Source organism: Mesorhizobium sp. M0478, assembly GCF_040321305.1.
GTDB lineage: Bacteria > Pseudomonadota > Alphaproteobacteria > Rhizobiales > Rhizobiaceae > Mesorhizobium.
Window position 1 is genome coordinate 1 of the sequence record NZ_JAMYRH010000007.1, and the last position, 19,619, is coordinate 19,619.

Consider the following 19,619-nt stretch of genomic DNA (forward strand, 5'->3'; position numbering starts at 1 on the left):
GCTTGCAGCATCGCAAAGCCGCAGCCTAAAATGCCAACCCAGATGAGCCAGAGCCTCCCCTAAATCAGGCCGCAGTCTGTCTCAAAAACCCTGACGACGGACACGCAAGGATGGCAAGGAGCGTGAGGCGCCAGCTTACTGGCAGGAACATGCCGATGCGTGGCTGCAGGGCTTTGACGGTGTGGCGATGGCTGGTTTTGGTAAGACCAAGACCGTCAAAGACGAGATGGAAGCCGAGGTCGACGAAGCCGCCGTCGAGCGGCCCGCCGAATAGCCATTTTGCCGTATGCCGTATGGTCGTTTTTGATTGAAGAAAGGGCTTCGTTGGGCCTATAGAGATTGCGTTTACCATTGCCTTTTTGGGAGGATGCGATGGTTGCAACGCCCATAGAAATCGCTCAAGCCGCTACTGCGACTACGGCCACCTTGCTGAAGTGGCAGAAGTCCATGGAGGAACGCGCCACGTTTCGCCAGAACATGGATCAATCGCGCAGGGCGATTCAAGCCTCACGCGATCTGCTGAAGCGCCTTCGCCAACGTCATCGCGACGACATGGCGGAAAGTTCGGAAAATGCCAACCCGTCTACTGCGCCGATATCGCAACGCGCCGGCAGCTAGCGGGAGGCGACCAGAGCCGATGTGATGGGTAAAGTTTCACTGGCCGTTCCTTGGGTGGGCAGGCAAGTTAAACTTTGTCAACGAGCGGCCTTTTTCGCGCTCGCGGAAGCGCCACGTGGCTTTCGACCAGGCGCACGTGCTCGGCGTCGACAGTCACCAATGGCCGGAGGCTGACGGTTACCTTGTCCCCGTCGATGCGTGTGACAGGGCCGATCAATTCCATATGCTGGCCAATTACAGCCTTCGAAGTCGAATCGACAACAGAATGCGGGAAGTCGTAGGAGGGGATCGTCACGCTTATGCGGTCGCGTGACACGCGATCGCGCACAATCGCCGTGACTGCGACCTCGTCGCCAACTTTGATACTTCCCCGAGCGATGCCCAAGACTTTGGAGCAGCCGGCGCCAGCGTCAAGATGAGGGGGAGCTAATAAAACCCCTCCGCGCCGCGATGCAACATCCGCCGAAGCCTGCTGAGAATGGCTGGTCCGCGTTATAGAGAAGGGCAAGGAACACAGCTGATCGAGCTCGAATGTTATGCCATGGCCTCTGCGGAAGGCCAACGGATCCGTCTAATCTCGAGAAGTTCGGTCGCGAGGCTTTGCCGGTCCTGTCCCATTCCACTGGATGAACTGCGCGTTCTGGCCGGTGATACGAGCCTTTGAGCTACGGCCGAGTATGGTGAGGCCACGGAGACGATCCGGATCGAAGGGCAAGGAACAGCTTGCCTGCCCCCTTCAGCATTTGGACTTAGGTCTGATTGCTCCGCGTAAATGGCCGAAGCCGGAAACATTTCTCCTTCTACTTTGTTGCAGTGGCCGTGCCGCTGGGGAGAACATGCACAGTGCCTCTATCAAATGAACTGCGCGACGTACCTTTAGAATTCCAATGCCCCTCCTGTTCACGCCCTATGGTGAGAAGGGGATCCTGGCTGAAAACGATTGCCGGTTTCAAATGCGATAGCTGCAGGTCCAGAGTGCGGCTCGGCTACGAAGAGAAGCTGGCCATATTCGAGCGGCACCTTAGAAAGGTGAGCGCCAGCACAAAGTCAGTGAACAACCGCCCTTGTTAGCGGCCGCTTTAGAGATCGGGTGCAGTGGGTACACGGGCTTTTCCCCGCTATCCTTTTTTCTCCCGGCCCCGCCACCGTCCATTATCGGCGGCTAGGCCGCTATCACCTTCTGAGCGGGCTAGCGATGGAGTGCCTTGGACGGTGAAAACGATTCCGGCATCCTCAAACGCTTTGCGGATGGCGGCGATGTTGTGGGGACGCGGTTTCCTGTATCCGTTCTCAAAAGCGCTGATCACCATCTCGCTAAGATTGGCCTTGGCGGCAAGTCGCACACCCGGCCAGTTCAGTAGGGCTCGTGCTGCTCTGACTTGATCTGCTGAGAGTACGGTTCGGCTGTCCATAGCCAGTCGAACATTTAGTATCGCTAAACTGTTCCCCTTGACCTTCTGCGATTTCTAACGGTGTGAGGCCGGCCTGTCGCAAGCCGTCATCGATTGTGGCTGCAACCTTTCGGACGGTTGTTACCTCGGCACCAACAAGACGTGCTGCCTGCATTCTTGCTTGGAGATCAGCCAAGCGGGCAACCAGGGCTTGCGTCCTCTCGAGTTCGGGGTTCGTCATGTTCATTGTCCAGCTGAGTGGCAATTTGAATTGTCCGGCTGAGTAGCGTTTGAATGCACACACTCGCCACCCAAGGGTGGCGAGCGTGGGTTCGTTCGAAATCTCAGTCGTAAACTTTCACGATCTTGCGGGTGCCCGGATCGACTAGGACCGTGCGGTTGTCGACCACCACGTAACGGTATTTGACGTTCGGGACCTCGTGGATCTCCACAGTTTCCGGCAGAGCTGTCCCGACGTTCAATTCCACGCCGGGAAGGTTCACCGAAGCCAAGGGCTGCTTCTTAACATACTCACGGATGACCGTGTCCTGTTCCGGCTGGATGATAATGTCGTCAGCGGCGGCGGAGCCGATCCCCGCCAAGAGCAACATGGCTGCGGCGGTGTTCACAAAGTGCATCTTCATATCTTCTCTCCTGCAAGGACCGGCACACGACGACCATCGTCCAGCACTGCCCGGCAACCAACTTTGAACCGGGGTAAACGTTCCCGCCTACGCACCTTTGTCTAATCCGATTGGTCTAAAGTCCGACCGTACAACGCAATGGTCTTACCTTTGGACTAGGCGGAACGGATTAGGGCTTCAGCTTGTTGGTTCTCCACAACGGGGGAGAACAAATGGATCAAAGTGTTGGCCAGGCGCGATGGTTGCTCGCACCGATTTTTGCAACAGCCGTTACCTTTCTGGTAATGGCGGTCGTCCTTAGCTGACATGTCTTGGATCGGCGCAGCCAGGTCCCTTCCTGCGCTGATAGGATTCGCGAGTTGCTTGAGCGGCTGGCGAATCCTCTATTTTACCGTGCGCTGGGCCTGCTCCTTCAGCAGGCGGGCGCTTCGTTCAGCTCATGTAACTTGGGAGGTTTACTATGGATCGGCGATCCTTTTTGACAGCGATATTTGGCGTTGCAGGGGCAGCAGCCTTTGCAAGCGCGGTCCGGCCTATCAACGCATTGGCCGGTGTTCCAGCGGCAAAAAGCGGCATTCTCGAAGAACTCGACGTGCCAGACGCCTTCGACAACGAAGGTACTCACGCGGAAGTGGAGCCGGTCAACCATCGGCGCTACTACGACCAAGATTACGACCCAGACTACGACCCAGATTACTACCACCGGCGCCGCCGCCGGCGCGGCTGGAGAAGAGTCTGCCGTAGTTACTGGCGACACGGGCGCCGTCGGGTGCGGTGCTATCGCCGACGTGGTCCTTCGGTCGTCTTGCGATTTTAGCTAGTCGGCTGCTTCTGCTCATGGCCCGTTCCGGCTGACGTGCTGAGAACGGGCCGGTACGATTCCTTTTTCGTGGCAAACGCAATCCATCTGTCCAAGGGCACTCATCAGCAGGGCCGATGGACCTGACTTACAGCTTGGTGGTGTCGCTGTGGTGCGCCAGGAGCGGTCTGACGATCCCTCTTCTGCAGCCCTTCGGCTGCCGCCAGCCTGGGAAAGCTTTTCGGAACGTTTGGTTTTGGCCGTTAGGCCACGGGGCCAAGCTCAGTCATCAGGACACCCCGCAAGCGATGAGCAGCGGGGCCTGGCAAGGCCCGGCGACCTCCTTTTGACACATGGGGAGAAACTAAGAAGGGCGCCGAGCCTTACCGGCGCTGCTTTGAGGGAGACGACGCCAGACGAGATGAGAGTAGGCGATAATGCTAATCTCTGCGAACCATGCAAATGACGGAAAACCGTGTGCGATTCTTCGCTACCCAGCCACGAACCTCTGCCTTTCGGACATGGCGGTCCGTCGCTCGATCGAAGATGAAGAACGCCTGATGTAGCTGCTCGACTTCGTAGAGCCCGACCCGGATCTCGAACCCTGTCTGGCCGGTGGCATCGAAGTCACCGGGACCGATGACAGGGAAGGCGACGACGATGGCGAAGCTGACGACGAGCGCGAAGCCAACGATGCCGAGTATGGCTTCATAGAGGGAGGGCAAGGCCTATAATTGTCCGGTCGAGAATGAATAGCCCGCTGCCTCACGGTGGCTGGCTTCAGTTTTTGTCTGGCACGATGTAGCGACTGCTCACCGCACCCGCCCCTGTGCCCCGCGTGACGACAATCGTGCTATACCCGGCTGGAAGGGAACCTGTAGCGGAGGGATCAATCGAACTGCATCGCCCCACGATCTCCCCGTTGGGAGCGCCCTCGAGCCTCACGGCTAACGCTAACTGGCATGTCTCAAGGGATCCGAACATGGACGGTGATGTATCGAGTGGCTTGCAGACTCCCTGGGCGGGACTGCAAGAAAGCAAAATCATCACAGCTGCAGTTGCCGGATCCATTCGTGAAGCTCCGTTGTTCGACGAGCCTCAACGCGGAATAGCGAGCTTTGTTTCGCAGGTGCTAAAATATGAGTTTTCTGGTCTGGCTCACGGTGGCGGACTTTTCATTGTCACAGCTTTCGCCTCTCAATTGTCGATCCCGAACGGTAAAACAGCCATCCGACGAGACACACCGAGAGGATTGCGATGGCCAGAAGGATGCCGCCGGCAATGTTCACCATCAACATGAAATCCATCGGACCTCTCCCTCTTATATGCCGACAGTCGGAAACTCGTGAAATCAACATGGGTGAACAGGTTGCGAACATGCTGCTACGGTTTTTGCAGAGCCACGGGATGAGACGAGACGGACCAGCACGACAGGGACTAGCTCTCGTCGCAACAAATTGACACACAAGGACTCGACGGAGTCGAACGGCAAGGGCAGGGACGCCATCAAGCGAATTTCAAAACCGGTGCCTTGGCCGACGGGTAATCGCTGATAACATCAAGGTATGCCCTGAGGTGAGGTCACAAGGCAGTGTGCTGGGTGCCGATTGGGCGGGCGGGTTGTATGATGCCCGGCGTATTGGCCGGTTTAGAATGGAAGCTTGATTTCGCCGACCGAGAGAGGCCTACCGGCCGCTATGAGCGCCGCAACCGTCTCTCTGTCCTGTTGCCGGCGCTTCACGAGGCCGTTCAGCACCCTGTCGAGAGATATCGCGCCGGCGCCGGCTAGGGCCAGGACGAACATGTCGCCCGCTTTGGCGAGATCCTTTTCGAAATGCAGCAATTTCACGACCATATCGCATCCGCAGCGCATGAGTTTCTCGATCCCGACCGCGGCAGCACCTTGCGGTAGACAGGTGAGTCAGCCGGCCGCAGGCGGCCGACCTCTCGCCTTCCAGAGGTCCTGGAATGCGCCGACCGACCCCGTCGTGCTCGTCAATGTGTAGGTTTGCAGTGTGGTGTTCCTTCAAGGTCAATCAGCAGCTTATGCATGGAGGACCACGGCAAGCGGCGTTTTATTCCCGGACAGCGCAATTTCTGTCTCGGCAATGTGATTGGTCCGGGCGCCTCGTTTTTTTAACGCTCTTTGGCCCGCAACATCGGCCGTCCAGTTCGGGAATATCGGGGCCTTTCAAGAGGATATTATGAGAGCAGCGACGCGTCGGGCGACGAAGGGGGAAACAACTTCGCAGTCTCGTGCGACAGCGGCAAAGCTGCCTTCCTCAGCAGCGTCGAGTAAGTGGCGGAGCAGGCTTGTGTCCTGTCACTGTAGCCAATTTCCACCCGAGCCGAGAGGAGGCGCCTGGCTCAGCGTCTGCTTGCCGGCATCCTGTGTGGGGCGGGAGCGCGGGGGGCAGTCCAGGCGACCGGCAGGCAACACTCGCGTCTGTCTATCGCGGCGATGGGAGCCTCGTCGAGTTCAGCAGCGTTGTGGAAGCAGTCCGCTGCGCGCGTCAAAACGCTATTGCTAAGCACAATGCCGGGGTGCCCGATGATCGTCGCATTGAGTTCCGGATTGGCATTCACCTGGGTGACGTCGTGCAGGAGCACGATGGCGACCTGATGGGTAGTGGCGTCAACATCGCCGAGGGTATCCGGGTTGCCCGGGCGTAGCGGCTTTGAAGCCGCCGATTATAAGTATTCTCGCCCTGTGGCCGCCGATTCTGCGAATTAAGGATTGGACGAATAGGCATGGGGGAAAAAGGCCGTTATTCTAAGCCTCATTCACCCTGATGCAGGAATAACGAGATCACGGAGTAGGAAAATCGCATGCTGTGCGGCGGAGGTGCTGACACGGGCGAAATTCACACCCGCTCAACGACAAGCGCCCATCCGCCGTCCCGATGGACGGTGGATAGAGTTTTGGTGCCATGAGCCAAACCCACACATTACAACCGTCATCTATCCGCTTCCCGGTACAGCCGCGGCTCGTGCCGGCGATCAAGGCGGCGCGTTATCTCCACCTGACGCTGCGGGAATTCATGGAATTGCTGCCCGCGTTGCAGGATCAAGGCTTTCCCAAGGCCTGCCCAATTACCGGCAACTACGACATGGTTGCGATCGACGCCTGGTTGGATCGACGCGCGGGTCTTGCAGGATCAGGATCCGGCGCGCAGTCTAGCATCGACATTGCAAGAGCGAGGCTGGCGACCCTTGGGTAAGATCAAGTTGAAGCACTACGTCATCCGTAAGGGCAAATACGGCTACTGGCTGCCGACGCCTAAGATGATCGAAGCTGGCTTCGAATGCATTTCCTGTGGAATCGACGGGCCTGAGGCCTGGACGATCGCCAGGGAGTGGGAAGACCGCTGGCAGGAATTTCGCAAGGGCGGGGAGCCGTCGCGCCTGCATGTATGGCCAAAGGATTCGATCGGCGACGCCTTCGCACGCTACCGCCGCATGGATGCATGGAGGCGCAAGCCACCGCGCACCCGCGAGGATTGGGAGCGCGGCTGGACCTTCATCGAGCCGTACTTCGCCGACCTGCCGCCAGCCGACATCACGCTCGAGCTGCTCGACGACTGGTATGGCCGTCTGCTGCGGGTCAAGGGGGTCGACACCGCCTACCGTGCCGTAAAGACGTGGCGTTCGCTCTACAATGTCATGGCAGGCATGAAGCTATGCCCACCCGGCTCCGACCCATCGCAGGCGATCCGCCGCCAGACGCCACCACCGCGCCACCAGACCTGGACGGCAGGCGAGGCGGTGCGCATGGTCAAGGGCGCCTGGCGCGCCGGCTACCGCGGACTGGCCTGCGTCATCGCCGTTGCGTGGGACACGAGCTTCTCACCCGTCGACGTGCGCACGCTCACACCGGCGCAGGCAATGCAGACAGCACAGGAATGGGGTTTTCTGATTGCACGCAGCAAGAGTGGCGAGGCGGCTTTCGGCACGCTGTCGTCACGCACGCAGCGCCTGGTGCTGGCCTATGTCGAATCACTAGGCGTCACCCTGCTTGACGATGCGCCGATCTTTCGCTCGCGCGGTTTCGCGCCGGGCCCGAAGGGCGGCCGGCCGCGCGCCGGCGTACCTTACACCAAGGATTCTCTGGTCGACGACTTTGCCGATCTGCGCACGCTGGTGTTCGGGACATCGGAGAAGCGGCGGCTGATGGACATGCGGCGTTCCGGCGCGGTCGAGGCAAATGCCGGAGGCGCGTCGGTCGAGGCAATCTCGGCCAAGATGGGCAATTCGATCGACGGGAACAAGGCGCTGCAGAAGACCTATATGCCGGTCAATCTGGCCGCCGTCCGCTCAGCTGACGCCAGCCGCCGCAAGGGCAGAACGCTGCTTGGCCTGGAACGGAACGAATACAGAAAGTTGAAACTCTCCGGAGAATGAGAGTTGAAACTTTTCAAGGGGCGGTAGCTAACCCCTTGAAACGAGAGCTGCTTGAGGAGGCTAGAAGGCAGACGTTGTCGACATTTTCGCGTTTGGCGCTCAAAAGATGGAGGTCGTGCCAATGGGTCACTTTTTGCCGATTTCAATCAAGCTGGTGGACGGGGTGACCGTTTCGACTATCTCTGAGGCGGTCAACAGGCAATTTGGTTTCCTGATCGGGAAGCCACGCGGGTGCAGGACTTCCGCGAAGATGGCGAGCCAGACTAAGAATTTGACTCGCTACCTTCCGTCCGAAAGCGTACGAAGGTGGGGTCGTCAGCTGACAGTAATGGGCCTTGACGCTTAGGGAGCGACCATCGCACTCTCTGCGCGGCCGAGTTCACTGTGTGAACAACGGCTCATTCCCATGGCAAGAAGAATCTTGATGCCTGAGGGTTCGAAGTACGCGTTGGAGTTGCTTCGAGAAGGCGCGGAGTTCACGCTTTACCGCGGAAGAGAGCATGGCAACCACATACCGATCTTGGCGGTAGCGGTAGCTGGTGAGCAGCCGTCGATTCAGAATCTCCGGCGGCTCGAACACGAATACTCGTTGGCGAGCGAACTCGATTCAGCGTGGGCGGCTCTGCCCCTCGGAATGATTCGTCTTCAAGGCCGAATGCTCCTCATTCTTGAGGACCCAGGTGGTAAACCCCTGGATCAGACAGTTGAGCAGCACAAGGGACACCCGATCGACCTGGTCCGCTTCCTGCATGTAGCCATCGGTCTGGCAACCGCGCTTGGTCAAGTCCACCGGCAAGGCCTCATCCATAGGGACATTAGGCCGGCGAACGCACTTGTGGACGACTTCGGTCGCGTGTGGCTTACAGGTTTTGGGGTCACGTCGCGGCTCCCCCGCCAGCGTCAGGCGCCCGAGACGCCCCAATTTATCGCCGGATCACTCCCGTATATGGCTCCCGAACAGACCGGGCGGATGAACCGTTCTATCGATTCTCGGAGTGATCTCTATTCTCTGGGTGTCACGCTGTACGAAGTCTTGACCAGCCGACTGCCGTTCACCGCCTCAGATCCGATGGAGTGGGTTCATTGCCACATTGCGAGGCGCGCCGAATCGCCCAGTGAGAGGATAAGCCAAATTCCACATGCGCTTTCGTCAATCGTGATGAAGCTTCTCCTGAAGACCGCGGAGGAACGCTATCAGACTGCCGGGGGTGTCGAGGCTGACCTGCGTCGCTGTTTGATGGAATGGCAGCTGCATGGTCGCATCGAACCATTCTCGCTCGCCGCGCACGACATGTCGGACCAGTTGATGATCCCGGAGCAGCTCTATGGGCGGGAACGTGAAATCGACTCCTTGATCGCGTCCTTTGATCGGGTCGTGGCCGAAGGCGTCTCGGAACTCGTCCTGATATCGGGCTATTCCGGCGTCGGCAAATCCTCCGTGGTGAGCGAATTGCATAAGGTCCTCGTCCCGTCGCGCGGACTTTTCGCAGCAGGCAAGTTCGACCAGTACAAGCGCGATATCCCATACTCGACCCTCGCACAGGCCTTCCAGAATCTGGTCCGGCAGATTCTCGTCAAAAGCGAAGCGGAAGTGGACCAATGGCGGCGTGCCTTGGCTGAGGCGGTTGGATCGTACGGACAGCTGATCGTCAACCTCGTTCCCGAAGTCGAGTTCCTCATCGGGAAACAACCGGCCGTTTCCGACCTGCCACCGCAAGAAGCGCAGAATCGATTTAAGTTGGTGTTCCGCCGCTTCCTTTGCGTGTTCGCCAAGCCGGATCATCCGCTCGTCTTGTTCCTCGATGATCTGCAATGGCTGGATACGGCCACGCTCGACCTCATCGAGCATTTGATCACGCATTCGGAAGTGCGCCACCTTCTCCTGGTTGGCGCCTATCGGTATGACGAGGTCGGTCCCGCACACCTTCTTTTGCGAACGCTGGATGCAATCAAAAAAGCAGAGGCGAGGGTGGGTGAGATAATCTTGGCTCCCCTCGGTCTAAAAGACGTCGATCAGCTTGTCGCGAGTGCGATGCAGTGTGACATCGAGCGCGCGCGGCCGTTGTCGCAGCTCGTTCAGGAAAAGACTGGCGGAAATCCATTCTTTGCAATCCAGTTCATGACCGAGTTAGCTGATGAGGGTCTGCTGATGTTTGACCCCGTCGCGCAAGCTTGGCGTTGGGAACTCGATCGCATCCACGCAAAGGGTTATACTGACAACGTGGTGGATCTCATGGTGGAAAAGCTGAAGCGGCTTTCTCCGCCTACCCTGGAAGTGCTGAAACAACTCGCTTGTTTAGGCCACGTCGCCGACACCGCCACCCTGACTCTGGTACAGAATGGACCAGAGGAAGCAATGCACGCGACACTCCGGGAGGCAGTCTATACTGGTCTTATCGATCGGCTGGATGGCGCATACAGGTTCCTGCATGATCGAATTCAACAGGCGGTTTATTCGCTCATTCCCGACGAGCACCGCGTTGACACCCACCTACTCATCGGCCGCAAGCTGCTGGCGAACATGTCGGGTGATCAACTCGCCGATCATCTGTTCAATGTCGTTGCTCAGCTCAATCGGGGCGCTGCAGTGCTGACCGACTCGCGGGAGAAAGCCCTGCTGGCGACACTCAACCTGCGCGCCGGGAGAAAGGCCAAAGCGTCGGCTGCCTATGCGTCTGCGGGCGTGTATCTTGCAGCCGGACTGGCCATGCTTGACGAAAAAAGCTGGGACAGCCAGTACGAGCTGACGTTCAGCCTCTGGCTCGAACGTGCGGAGTGCAATTTTTTGATCGGCGATTTCGAAGAAGCCGAGCAATTGTTAGTGGAATTTTCGCAACGCGCGGCGTCGAAAGTCGATCTTGCGACCACCTACCGTCTGAAAGTCCTTCTCCATACTCTGAAATCGGAAAACGCCCAAGCAGTCGAGAGCGCACTCTCGTGTTTGCGGCTGTTCGGCATTGACGTCGCGGCGCACCCAACCCTGGCGCAGGTCCAGGCCGAATACGAGATGGTCTGGCAGACCCTCGGCGGACGCCCGATCGAAAGCTTGCTTGATCTGCCACTGATGACGGATCCAGAAATGCTGGCCGCGATGGACGTGCTCTCAGTGCTCCTCTCCCCAGCTAACCATACTGACTTCCATTTGTGGTGCTTACTCGCGTGCCGGATAGCGACGGTGACCATGGAGCACGGCACAAGCGGCGCATCTGCCCATGGCTTTGCGGATCTCGGTCAAATCCTTGGACCAGCATTTTGCCGTTACAGCGAGGGTTACCGATTCGCGGAGCTCGCCTGCCGCATCGTTGATAAACACAACTTCGCGGCGTACCGTGGAAAGGCCTACCACGCGAAAGGTGTAGTCGCCGTCTGGACGCAACCGATCTCAACCTCGATGGATTTTCTGCGAACGGCCTTTCGCATAGCGACCGACACCGGTGACCTGACCGTCGCCTGCTACTGCATGGACAAGTCCGTCACCAATTCTCTGATGCGAAACGATCCGCTCGACGCGGTGTGGCGTGAGTCGGAAATGGCCCTGGACTTTGTCCGGAAAGCTCGGTTCCATGACGTCGCTACCGTTATCGTGGCCCAGCAACGCTTCATTGCGACCATGCAGGGCCGTGCCTTCACCTTCTCCACCTTCAGTGATGCGCAGTTTGACGAAGCGGACTTCGAAACGCAGATCGCGGCTGACGCAACGGCGACCGCGGCGTGCCTATACTGGGTCCTCAAGTTACAAGCCCGGTTTCTGTCGGGCGACTGCGTCGAGGCGCTAGCGTCAGCCGAGCGGGCGAAAGAACTGCTTTGGGCCGCACCCGTTCATTTCCAGCGGCTCGACTACTTCTATTACAGCGCGCTGGCGATGGCCTCATTGTATGAGAACGCTTCCGCCGCCGAGAAGCGAACATGGGATGATCTCCTGGCGGTGCATCTGGAGCAACTGAGAGAGTGGGCCGAAATTTACCCACCAACGTTCGGTGACAGGCATGCACTGCTGGCTGCAGAGATCGCCCGTATTGAAGGACGTGACGCCGCGGCCATGCAGCTTTACGAGCGGGCTATTTCCTCGGCGCGCGACCAAGGTTTCGTACAGAACGAGGGGCTGGCCTATGAGTTGGCGGCCGGGTTTTACAACGCGCGCGGCTCCGAGACATCCGCCAATGCCCATCTGCACAAGGCCCGGCGTTGTTATCTCCGCTGGGGCGCCCACGGCAAGACGGCGCAGCTCGATCGGCTTTATCCACACCTGGCCGCCCCAGAAGGACAACATGATGCTGCAATCGTTGGCTCGCCGGTTCAACATCTGGATGCTGCGAGTGTCGTAATAGCCTCTCAGGCTTTGTCCAGTGAGATCGAGTTGCCCCGTTTGATCGAGCGGCTGATGAAGACCTTAATCGAGAATGCAGGCGCGGATCGCGGCCTTTTGATTCTGCCATCAGGGGATGAATATCTGATCCAAGCGGAGGCGCGAGCGAGCGCAGATCAGATCGACGTCATGATGCGTCAAGAACCGATCACCCCGATCACCTGTCCAGAATCGCTCGTCCGATACGTCATCCGTACACGCGAAAGCGTGATTCTCGATGATGCCTCCAAACCCAACCTGTTCTCCGTTGATGACTATCTGCGTAAACGACAATCGAAGTCTATCCTCTGCGTGCCGCTCATCAAACAAGGAGAGTTGACCGGAATTCTTCTCCTTGAAAATGCGCTGACTTCACACGCGTTCACACCGGCACGAATTACTGTGTTGGAAATGCTGGCGGCGCAAGCGGCGATCTCGCTCGAGAACACACGCCTCTATAGCGATCTCCAAGAACGGGAGGCGAAGGTTCGACGCCTTGTCGACTCCAATATAATTGGAATATGCATCTTTGATCTTGACGGCCCCATCCTGGAGGCCAACGAGGCCTTTCTTCAGATCGTGGGATATAACCGCGAAGTTGTTATTTCGGGCAGCCTGAGCTGGAGCTCCTTGACTCCGGCCGAATGGAGGGGAGCCGACGAACGAGCCTTGGCGGATATGGCTTCTACTGGCACCTGCAGACCTTACGAAAAGGACCTTGTTCGGAAAGACAACAGCCTCGTGCCCGTGCTTGTGGGTGGGGCGACCTTCGACGAACTCCGACATCAGGGCGTGGCCTTCGTTTTGGACCTGACGGAGCGAAAACGCGCCGAGGCAGAGGTGGTGCACGCCAACCGCGTGGCAACGATGGGCCAACTCGCCGCGTCCATCGTCCACGAAGTCAATCAACCTATTGCTGCTACGCTTATGAATGCTGGAACCGCGATGCGCTTGCTCGACCGTCAGCCGCCAAATTTGGAAGGGGCCAAGTACGCGATCGACCGGATTATCAGGGACGGAAAGCGAACCGCTGATATTGTGAGCCGGATTCGTGACTTCTCCAAGAATGCGCCGGCACGAAAGGAAGACTTGGATGTCAACGAAGCAATTTTGGAAATTGCGGCCCTAGCCCGCATCCCAATGTCAGAGAGAGGGGTCTTGCAGAAGATGCAACTGGCAGAGGGCCTGCCGCACATTTTGGGGGACAGAGTCCAATTGCAGCAAGTGATCCTGAACTTGATCATGAACGCCATCGAAGCGATGAGCGAGGTTGGGCAGGGACTGCGCGAATTGTCGATCAGGACCAGCAAGGCTGAGCCAGACGGAGTGCTGGTCGCGGTAAGCGATACGGGTCCGGGTCTGTCTCAGGCCAATCCCGATAGCATCTTCGAGGCGTTCTACACGACCAAGTCCAGCGGTTTAGGGATGGGATTGCCGATCTGCCGCTCGATCGTGGAAGCGCATGGCGGCCGTCTCTGGGCAACGCCTAACAAACCTCGTGGCGCCGTGTTTTGCGTGATGCTGCCAATCGGAAAAGAATCGGCTTAGAACCCATCTGCGGCTAGGGCCGCTAAAGGCGAACGCAACTGGTTGGGCCGCCGAAACTACCGAAATCAGCGACGTGCTAGTTGGAATTCGCGCCAGCTGTAACGCTCTGACTACGGCCAGCGACCTCACGATTCCAGAAAAGCCCTTTCCTCAAACCGATGACAGGTTGCCGGGGCGATGACGACAGTGCGTAAGCACAGCTCCAGTTGCAGATAGAGGCCATACGTTTTCATTGGAGGCCGGGGGCTACCCCGTACGGCAACCGTGCCGCCGCATATATTCCGTGCCTATGCCAGCGCGCCAGCTCGATGGCGCAATGGCTCGGCTCTACAATCCGTGACAGAGCAGAACCAGCATTCAGGTGACCACTCGGCCATGCGAGCGCACAACGTTTGGCCTCGCGCGCCGCCTGACACGCATCCATTGGACCCCAGGTATCGCCGATACATTTGTACCGACGAGGACGGCGTGGATGCGCCCGCCCTTGGCGCTGTCCTGCCGCAAGCGCCTCAGGCATCAGTCCAGAGGTCACGTGGCGGAGCCTCGGGGTGCGGTGAGATGCGCTTGACGCGGGAGCATACCAAGGTATCGGCGATACCAACGTCCAATAGAGCCGACCGGCACTTACTGGCCTCATGGGTTGATGCTGGCTCGACGCGAGCAGCTTTCGCCAAATTATGAGGAGGTACAGATGTCACCATTATCTTCAATGTCCACGCGCCGGGAAGTTCTCGTAGCATCCGCCGCAGGGGCTATTGCAATGATTGCCTCGGCGGGTGTCGCCGGGGCGATTTCGACGAGTGGCGGATCTGCCGCCATCCGCCCGTTCCGTATCCATGTTGCGGACGCCGATCTCGTCGACCTCAAGCGGCGTCTCAAAGCCACGCGTTGGCCCGAGCGCGAGACGGTGAACGACACCACCCAAGGCGTTCGGCTCGCGACGATGCAGGCGCTTACGCATTATTGGGAGACCGAATACGACTGGCGCAAATGCGAGGCCTATCTGAACGGGCTGCCGCAATTCGTTACCGAAATCGACGGGCTGGACATCCACTTCATCCACGTCCGCTCCAAGCATACCAACGCATTGCCGATCATCGTTACCCATGGGTGGCCCGGCTCGATCATCGAGCAGCTGAAGATCATCGGCCCCCTGACCGATCCGACGGCCCACGGGGGCAGCGCCGCCGACGCCTTCGACGTGGTCATCCCTTCGCTGCCGGGTCACGGCTTCTCGGGGAAGCCGACGGCGGCGGGCTGGGACCCGATCCGGGTCGCGCGAGCCTGGGGCCAACTAATGACGCGCCTAGGGTACACGCGATATGTGGCGCAGGGCGGCGATTGGGGAAATGCCGTCACCGAGCAGATGGCCTTGCAGACGCCGCCGGGTCTTGTCGGCATCCACACGAATATGCCGGCCACCTTGCCGGATGAAGTATCGAGTGCGCTTGCTGCGGGTGGCCTCGCGCCGTCGGGGTTATCGGCCGACGAACGCTATGCCTGGGATCAGCTTGACTTCTTTTGGAAGCATGGGCTGGCCTACGCCCAAGAGATGGCGAACCGGCCACAGACGCTATACGCGCTGGCCGATTCACCTATCGGACTGGCAGCCTGGATGCTCGACCACGATGCACGCAGCTATGACCTGATTGCCCGCGTCTTCGACGGAAAGTCCGAGGGTCTGTCCAAGGAAGACGTCGTCGACAACATCGCACTCTACTGGCTGACCAACACCGCGGTCTCATCGGCGCGCCTTTACTGGGAAAGCAAGCTCGCCTTCTTCGCGCCGAAAGGCGTACCCCTGCCCACCGCCGTGAGTGCGTTTCCAGACGAGATCTACACGGCGCCGCGGAGCTGGACCGAGAAGGCGTATCCCAAGCTGATCTACTACAACCGTCTCCCGAAGGGAGGTCATTTCGCGGCCTGGGAACAGCCGCAGGTTTTCGCCAGCGAGCTTCGGGCCGCGTTCGGGTCGTTGCGTAGCGCCTGACCAGTGCGCTGCAGACCTGCCTCGGGCCAGGTAAGGGAGATGTGCGCGGCGGCCCGCCGTCCCGTAGGCGGGGCGGCGGCCTCTGCTTCATGACGTCATCGTCGATGAATCGTCATCGGCGGATGGTTGGTCAACGGCGCTGTCCTCTAAAGGTGTGACTGGGTAGCCGGGTTTTGCATATGCAGCGGTTTCATGCGGATTTGTTCCCGATGTAAGGAATGGCAAATGAGATGCTCGCTCCCCCCATTGGGCACTGTCGCGATCGAGAACTCTGCGTCGCCAACGTCGATACGTCCGACAGCCGGTCACTGTATAACAAGCCTTCGGGCGCCCCGGACGACGCCAGTGCCAAATCTCGCCTGGCCGAAGGGTCCTTCCAGCGAATGTGCGAGGCTAAGGCTGTGAGGTTGAGAAGATCTCTCATCGATCCCTGAAGGTGCTTGGCCTCCTCGGCCGGATTTTCGTTGGCTCCGATTGATGCGTTTGAAACGGGAACAGCGGAAATGCTGCGTCTCAAGGAAATCATCTCCTAAAGAGTGGGAGAGAGGACGCGAACGTTTTTGCATCCTTTTGGATCGAGCCTTTGCCCGTCGACCGACAAAAAACCCCAGACCAATACCAAGGTGCTATGGATTTTCGGAATAGCAGGGGGCAGCGTTAACATTGGCGCATTAAAGTCCAGTGCTTGGGGAGTTGCGTGGGTACGTCAGCGTAGCCTATGGTGCTTTAGGGCGCTCAACTGTATCGAGTGGCTAGTGTTTGTGTATTCTTCAATGCGGGGACCAAGGGTATCGCGTTTTCATGCCATGGATAAAGAATCGCTTTGACCGCGACCATCGAGTGGTTCAGATGGCGGGTCTTTGTGGCCCTGGTGACCTTAGTTGCCAATGGGATCCCGACGGGATCGACGCCATGTCAGTGGAGCGCATTGACGAGTTGACTCCTCGCACAGCTGCTGGCGCCGACCGATGCGTCGGTCAGTTCGATATCGTTGAGCAAAATCCGTTCTTAGCCACCACGCAGGAGTTTCTTCAAGGACTTCTTCAACGCGGTACCGACAAAGCGCTCTCGCACCGAACCGCAAGCTGATCATGTATACCGATGTTCTCGCCGAGAATAAGCGGCTTCAGCGCTGTCTCAGGGACTTGGGCAGTGTTATGGCGCTGTCCAGCGACTGGGTTGGCGGCGAGTCATCCCTGATCGCCGGTCAATTCCTCGAGTTAGTCCTCGGCATGTTGGACCTCGACTTCGCACACTTACACTTGAAGAGCGCCAGCAACGACTCGCCACTAAAGGTAACGCGGCTGTCACAATGGGCGCGCAGCGTGGCCACATCGGAGAATTTCGGGGCGATGCTCGCGCCCTTGACGACCGCCGAGGCGCCGCAACGACTTACGGCTGGCGGCAGTGTTCTTACGATCCTGCCTATGCGCCTCGGCGTGCTTGGAGAGTTCGGGCTGCTGGTGACGGGATCGCGGCGGGAGGATTTCCCGCGCGACACCGAGATAGTTCTCCTGAGAGTCGCGGCCGCCCAGGCGACGATCGGCTTGCAGGCGGCTTTACAAATTAGCGAACAGAAACGCTTTGCCCATGCAGAGCAAGCGCTCGCTGCAAACGAGCGTAATCTTGCACAATTCCTAAACACGATTCCCGGTCTAGCGTGGTCGGCCCGGATCGACGGCTCGGCCGAGTTCTTCAACCAGCACTACCTCGACTACGTTGGGCTTACGGTCGACGAGGCGCTTGGGGCGGGCTGGGTGAAGGCAGTTCATCCGGAGGATCTAGAGGGGTTGATTGCGAGTTGGCATGCAATGTTGGCTTCACGTCAGGCGGGCGAAGCCGAGGCTCGGCTCAAGCGCTTCGACGGGGAGTACCGCTGGTTTCTGTTTCGCACAAATCCTCTGCACGACGAGGCCGGCGGCGTTGTCAAATGGTTTGGTGTCAACGTCGACATCGAAGATCGCAAAAAGACCGAGGAAGCGTTGCGCGCCGGGGAGTGGAACCTTCGTCAGCTAACCGAAACCATCCCTCAGATGCTGTGGAGCGCTACGCCGGATGGATCCATTGACTACTGCAATGCGCGTTTGTTGGATTACACCGGGTTCTCGGTCGATGAAATCATCGGCGGTGGTTGGACCAAAATGCTACACGCCGACGATGTCGAACGGGCCCGCAAAGTGTGGCTTGCTTGCATTGAGAATGGTGCGCCCTATCAGGTCGAAGTGCGGACGTTTCATGCTGCCGACGGCAGTTATCGCTGGGTCTTGACCAATGCGTTGCCACTCCATGACGACTTCGGTCGAATCCTGCGATGGTACGGTAGTTGTATCGACATCCATGATCGAAAGGAGGCTGAATCAGCTATTGCAGCGAGCGAGCGGACCCTCGCACAAATCATCGATACGATTCCGGTCTACGTTTGGTCGGCTAGTGCCGATGGTAGCACCGATTTTCTCAATAGCGGCTATCTCGAATATCTCGGAATTGGGCGGGATCAGATGCAGGACTGGCCCTGGTCGGCTGTGGTCCATCCGGACGATCGTGAGGCAAGCGCCGGTGTTTGGAAGGACTTGTTGGTTTCGGGGCGTGCTGGTGAAGTACAAGCCCGGTTCCGTCGTTTCGATGGGGAGTACCGTTGGTTTTTGTTTCGGGCAAATCCGCTTCGGGATGGAGCGGGAGCCGTCAAGTGGTTCGGAGTTACGATAGATATCGAGGAATTGAAGCGTGCAGAGGAAAGGTTGCGCGCCAGCGAATGGAATCTGCGTCATCTCACGGAGACCATTCCTCAGATGCTATGGAGCGCCAGACCTGACGGGGCGATTGACTACTGCAACACGCGTTTGCTCGACTATACCGGATTGGCTGCCGGCAAAATCACGGGCGACGGTTGGAAAAGTGTCGTTCATGCCGATGATCTCGCCCAAACTGCGCGCGCGTGGTCCACGAGTATCGAGACTGGAACGCCATATCAGGTGGAAGCGCGCCTCGTCCACGCTGCCGACTGTTCGTTTCGCTGGTGTCTAACCACAGGCCTGCCGCTGCGTGATGAAGAAGGGCGTATCCTCAAGTGGCATGGCGTATGTGTCGACATGCATGATTGGAAAGAGGCGCAAGACGAACTCCGCGAGACCCAGGCGGCGCTCGCTCACTTAACGGGCGTGATGACCATGAGTCAGCTTACAGCATCGATTGCCCACGAGCTAAATCAGCCTTTGGCCGGCATCATGACGAACGCCGGTACGGCCCTGCGCATGCTGACCGCCGATCCGCCGAACGTCGACGGAGCTCGTGAAACCGCAACGAGAACAATCAGAGATGCTCAGCGCGCATCGGAGGTAATCTCTCGGCTACGGGCCCTCTTCACCAAAAGAACCACGATTTCTGAGGTCGTAGATCTGAATACCGCCGCACAAGAGGTAGTTGCACTATCATCGAACGAATTACATAAACGCAATGTAAGCCTTCGCGTCAATTTTACCCAAAATCTGCCACACGTTATGGGTGACCGCGTTCAGCTGCAGCAAGTAATCCTAAACTTCATACTGAATGGCGCCGAAGCGATGGATGAAGTAATGGATCGGCCGAGAGAATTGTTGGTCTCGACGGAGCTGGAACGAACGGGCCATGTTAGGGTTTCGGTCAAGGACGCGGGCGGCGGTTTCGATCCTGCTGTAGCCGAGAAGCTCTTCGGCTCGTTCTATACGACCAAAAGCAACGGAATGGGCATCGGCTTGTCGGTTAGCAAAACCATAATCGAGAATCATCAGGGGCGTGTTTGGGCCGAACGTAATGACGACCTTGGCTCCGCATTCTACTTCTCCGTTCCTTCTCTGATTGCGGGAATATCCGTCACCAATTCTTAAACACGTTCCGCCGAGTTTGG

Annotated in this window: 11 protein-coding genes and 2 pseudogenes; 7 read left to right on the forward strand and 6 right to left on the reverse strand. The window is 58.4% G+C overall.

The annotated features are described in order from the left end of the window. Positions 1–64 precede the first annotated feature (64 nt). Positions 65–352 carry a hypothetical protein gene (locus NKI64_RS17550; RefSeq protein ID WP_352668983.1) on the reverse strand — a complete coding sequence of 96 codons (288 nt, stop codon included), beginning with the start codon at positions 350–352 and terminating at the stop codon, positions 65–67. 20 nt (positions 353–372) lie between these two features. Here NKI64_RS17550 and NKI64_RS17555 point away from each other — a divergent pair, with 20 nt between their 5' ends. After that, positions 373–618 (forward strand): hypothetical protein, encoded by a 246-nt coding sequence (locus NKI64_RS17555; RefSeq protein WP_023723634.1) that lies wholly within the window; start codon positions 373–375, stop codon positions 616–618. A gap of 1,118 nt (positions 619–1,736) precedes the next feature. On the opposite strand, the gene NKI64_RS17560 is transcribed toward NKI64_RS17555, so the two are convergent. The 5 genes and pseudogenes from NKI64_RS17560 to NKI64_RS17580 all read right to left on the reverse strand — a co-directional run. Further along, a complete protein-coding gene (locus NKI64_RS17560) occupies positions 1,737–2,030 on the reverse strand; it encodes a helix-turn-helix domain-containing protein (protein WP_352668985.1) in 294 nt (97 codons plus the stop codon). 323 nt (positions 2,031–2,353) lie between these two features. Then, positions 2,354–2,653, reverse strand: a complete 300-nt coding sequence (locus tag NKI64_RS17565; protein ID WP_023669226.1) for a DUF1236 domain-containing protein — start codon at positions 2,651–2,653, stop codon at positions 2,354–2,356. Positions 2,654–3,892: 1,239 nt separating this feature from the next. After that, positions 3,893–4,177, reverse strand: a complete 285-nt coding sequence (locus NKI64_RS17570; protein WP_352668987.1) for a hypothetical protein — start codon at positions 4,175–4,177, stop codon at positions 3,893–3,895. 456 nt (positions 4,178–4,633) lie between these two features. Beyond that, entirely contained in the window at positions 4,634–4,759 is a 126-nt protein-coding gene (locus NKI64_RS17575) for a hypothetical protein (protein ID WP_023690236.1), read from the reverse strand. A 341-nt stretch (positions 4,760–5,100) separates the two neighbouring features. Further along, positions 5,101–5,298, reverse strand: a pseudogene (locus tag NKI64_RS17580) (DoxX family protein); the annotation flags it as partial. Between the two features lie 611 nt (positions 5,299–5,909). Here NKI64_RS17580 and NKI64_RS17585 point away from each other — a divergent pair. The 6 genes and pseudogenes from NKI64_RS17585 to NKI64_RS17610 all read left to right on the forward strand — a co-directional run. Then, positions 5,910–6,122, forward strand: a pseudogene (locus NKI64_RS17585) (nucleotidyl cyclase domain-containing protein); the annotation flags it as partial. A 260-nt stretch (positions 6,123–6,382) separates the two neighbouring features. Further along, the gene (locus NKI64_RS17590) at positions 6,383–6,673 is read left to right on the forward strand and encodes a hypothetical protein (RefSeq protein WP_352668993.1); all 291 of its coding nucleotides are present in this window, start codon (positions 6,383–6,385) and stop codon (positions 6,671–6,673) included. Continuing rightward, positions 6,666–7,853 carry a site-specific integrase gene (locus NKI64_RS17595; RefSeq protein WP_352668995.1) on the forward strand — a complete coding sequence of 396 codons (1,188 nt, stop codon included), beginning with the start codon at positions 6,666–6,668 and terminating at the stop codon, positions 7,851–7,853. Before NKI64_RS17590 ends, NKI64_RS17595 begins: the two co-directional genes overlap by 8 nt. A 424-nt stretch (positions 7,854–8,277) precedes the next feature. Continuing rightward, on the forward strand, positions 8,278–13,746 hold the full coding sequence (locus NKI64_RS17600) for an AAA family ATPase (RefSeq protein ID WP_352668997.1): 5,469 nt from the start codon (positions 8,278–8,280) through the stop codon (positions 13,744–13,746). Positions 13,747–14,437: 691 nt separating this feature from the next. Next, positions 14,438–15,736, forward strand: coding sequence for an epoxide hydrolase family protein (locus tag NKI64_RS17605; protein WP_352668999.1), 1,299 nt, complete (start codon positions 14,438–14,440; stop codon positions 15,734–15,736). Between the two features lie 1,091 nt (positions 15,737–16,827). After that, complete coding sequence (locus tag NKI64_RS17610) at positions 16,828–19,599, forward strand: PAS domain-containing protein (RefSeq protein ID WP_352669001.1); 2,772 nt, start codon at positions 16,828–16,830, stop codon at positions 19,597–19,599. Positions 19,600–19,619 lie beyond the last annotated feature (20 nt).

Coding starts and splice junctions, on each gene's coding strand:
- NKI64_RS17550 (WP_352668983.1), bottom strand. CDS start 352: ATGGTAAACGCAATCTCTATAGGCCCAACGAAGCCCTTTCTTCAATCA.
- NKI64_RS17590 (WP_352668993.1), top strand. CDS start 6,383: ATGAGCCAAACCCACACATTACAACCGTCATCTATCCGCTTCCCGGTA.
- NKI64_RS17605 (WP_352668999.1), top strand. CDS start 14,438: ATGTCACCATTATCTTCAATGTCCACGCGCCGGGAAGTTCTCGTAGCA.
- NKI64_RS17560 (WP_352668985.1), bottom strand. CDS start 2,030: ATGGACAGCCGAACCGTACTCTCAGCAGATCAAGTCAGAGCAGCACGA.
- NKI64_RS17610 (WP_352669001.1), top strand. CDS start 16,828: ATGTATACCGATGTTCTCGCCGAGAATAAGCGGCTTCAGCGCTGTCTC.
- NKI64_RS17600 (WP_352668997.1), top strand. CDS start 8,278: ATGCCTGAGGGTTCGAAGTACGCGTTGGAGTTGCTTCGAGAAGGCGCG.
- NKI64_RS17575 (WP_023690236.1), bottom strand. CDS start 4,759: ATGGATTTCATGTTGATGGTGAACATTGCCGGCGGCATCCTTCTGGCC.
- NKI64_RS17565 (WP_023669226.1), bottom strand. CDS start 2,653: ATGAAGATGCACTTTGTGAACACCGCCGCAGCCATGTTGCTCTTGGCG.
- NKI64_RS17555 (WP_023723634.1), top strand. CDS start 373: ATGGTTGCAACGCCCATAGAAATCGCTCAAGCCGCTACTGCGACTACG.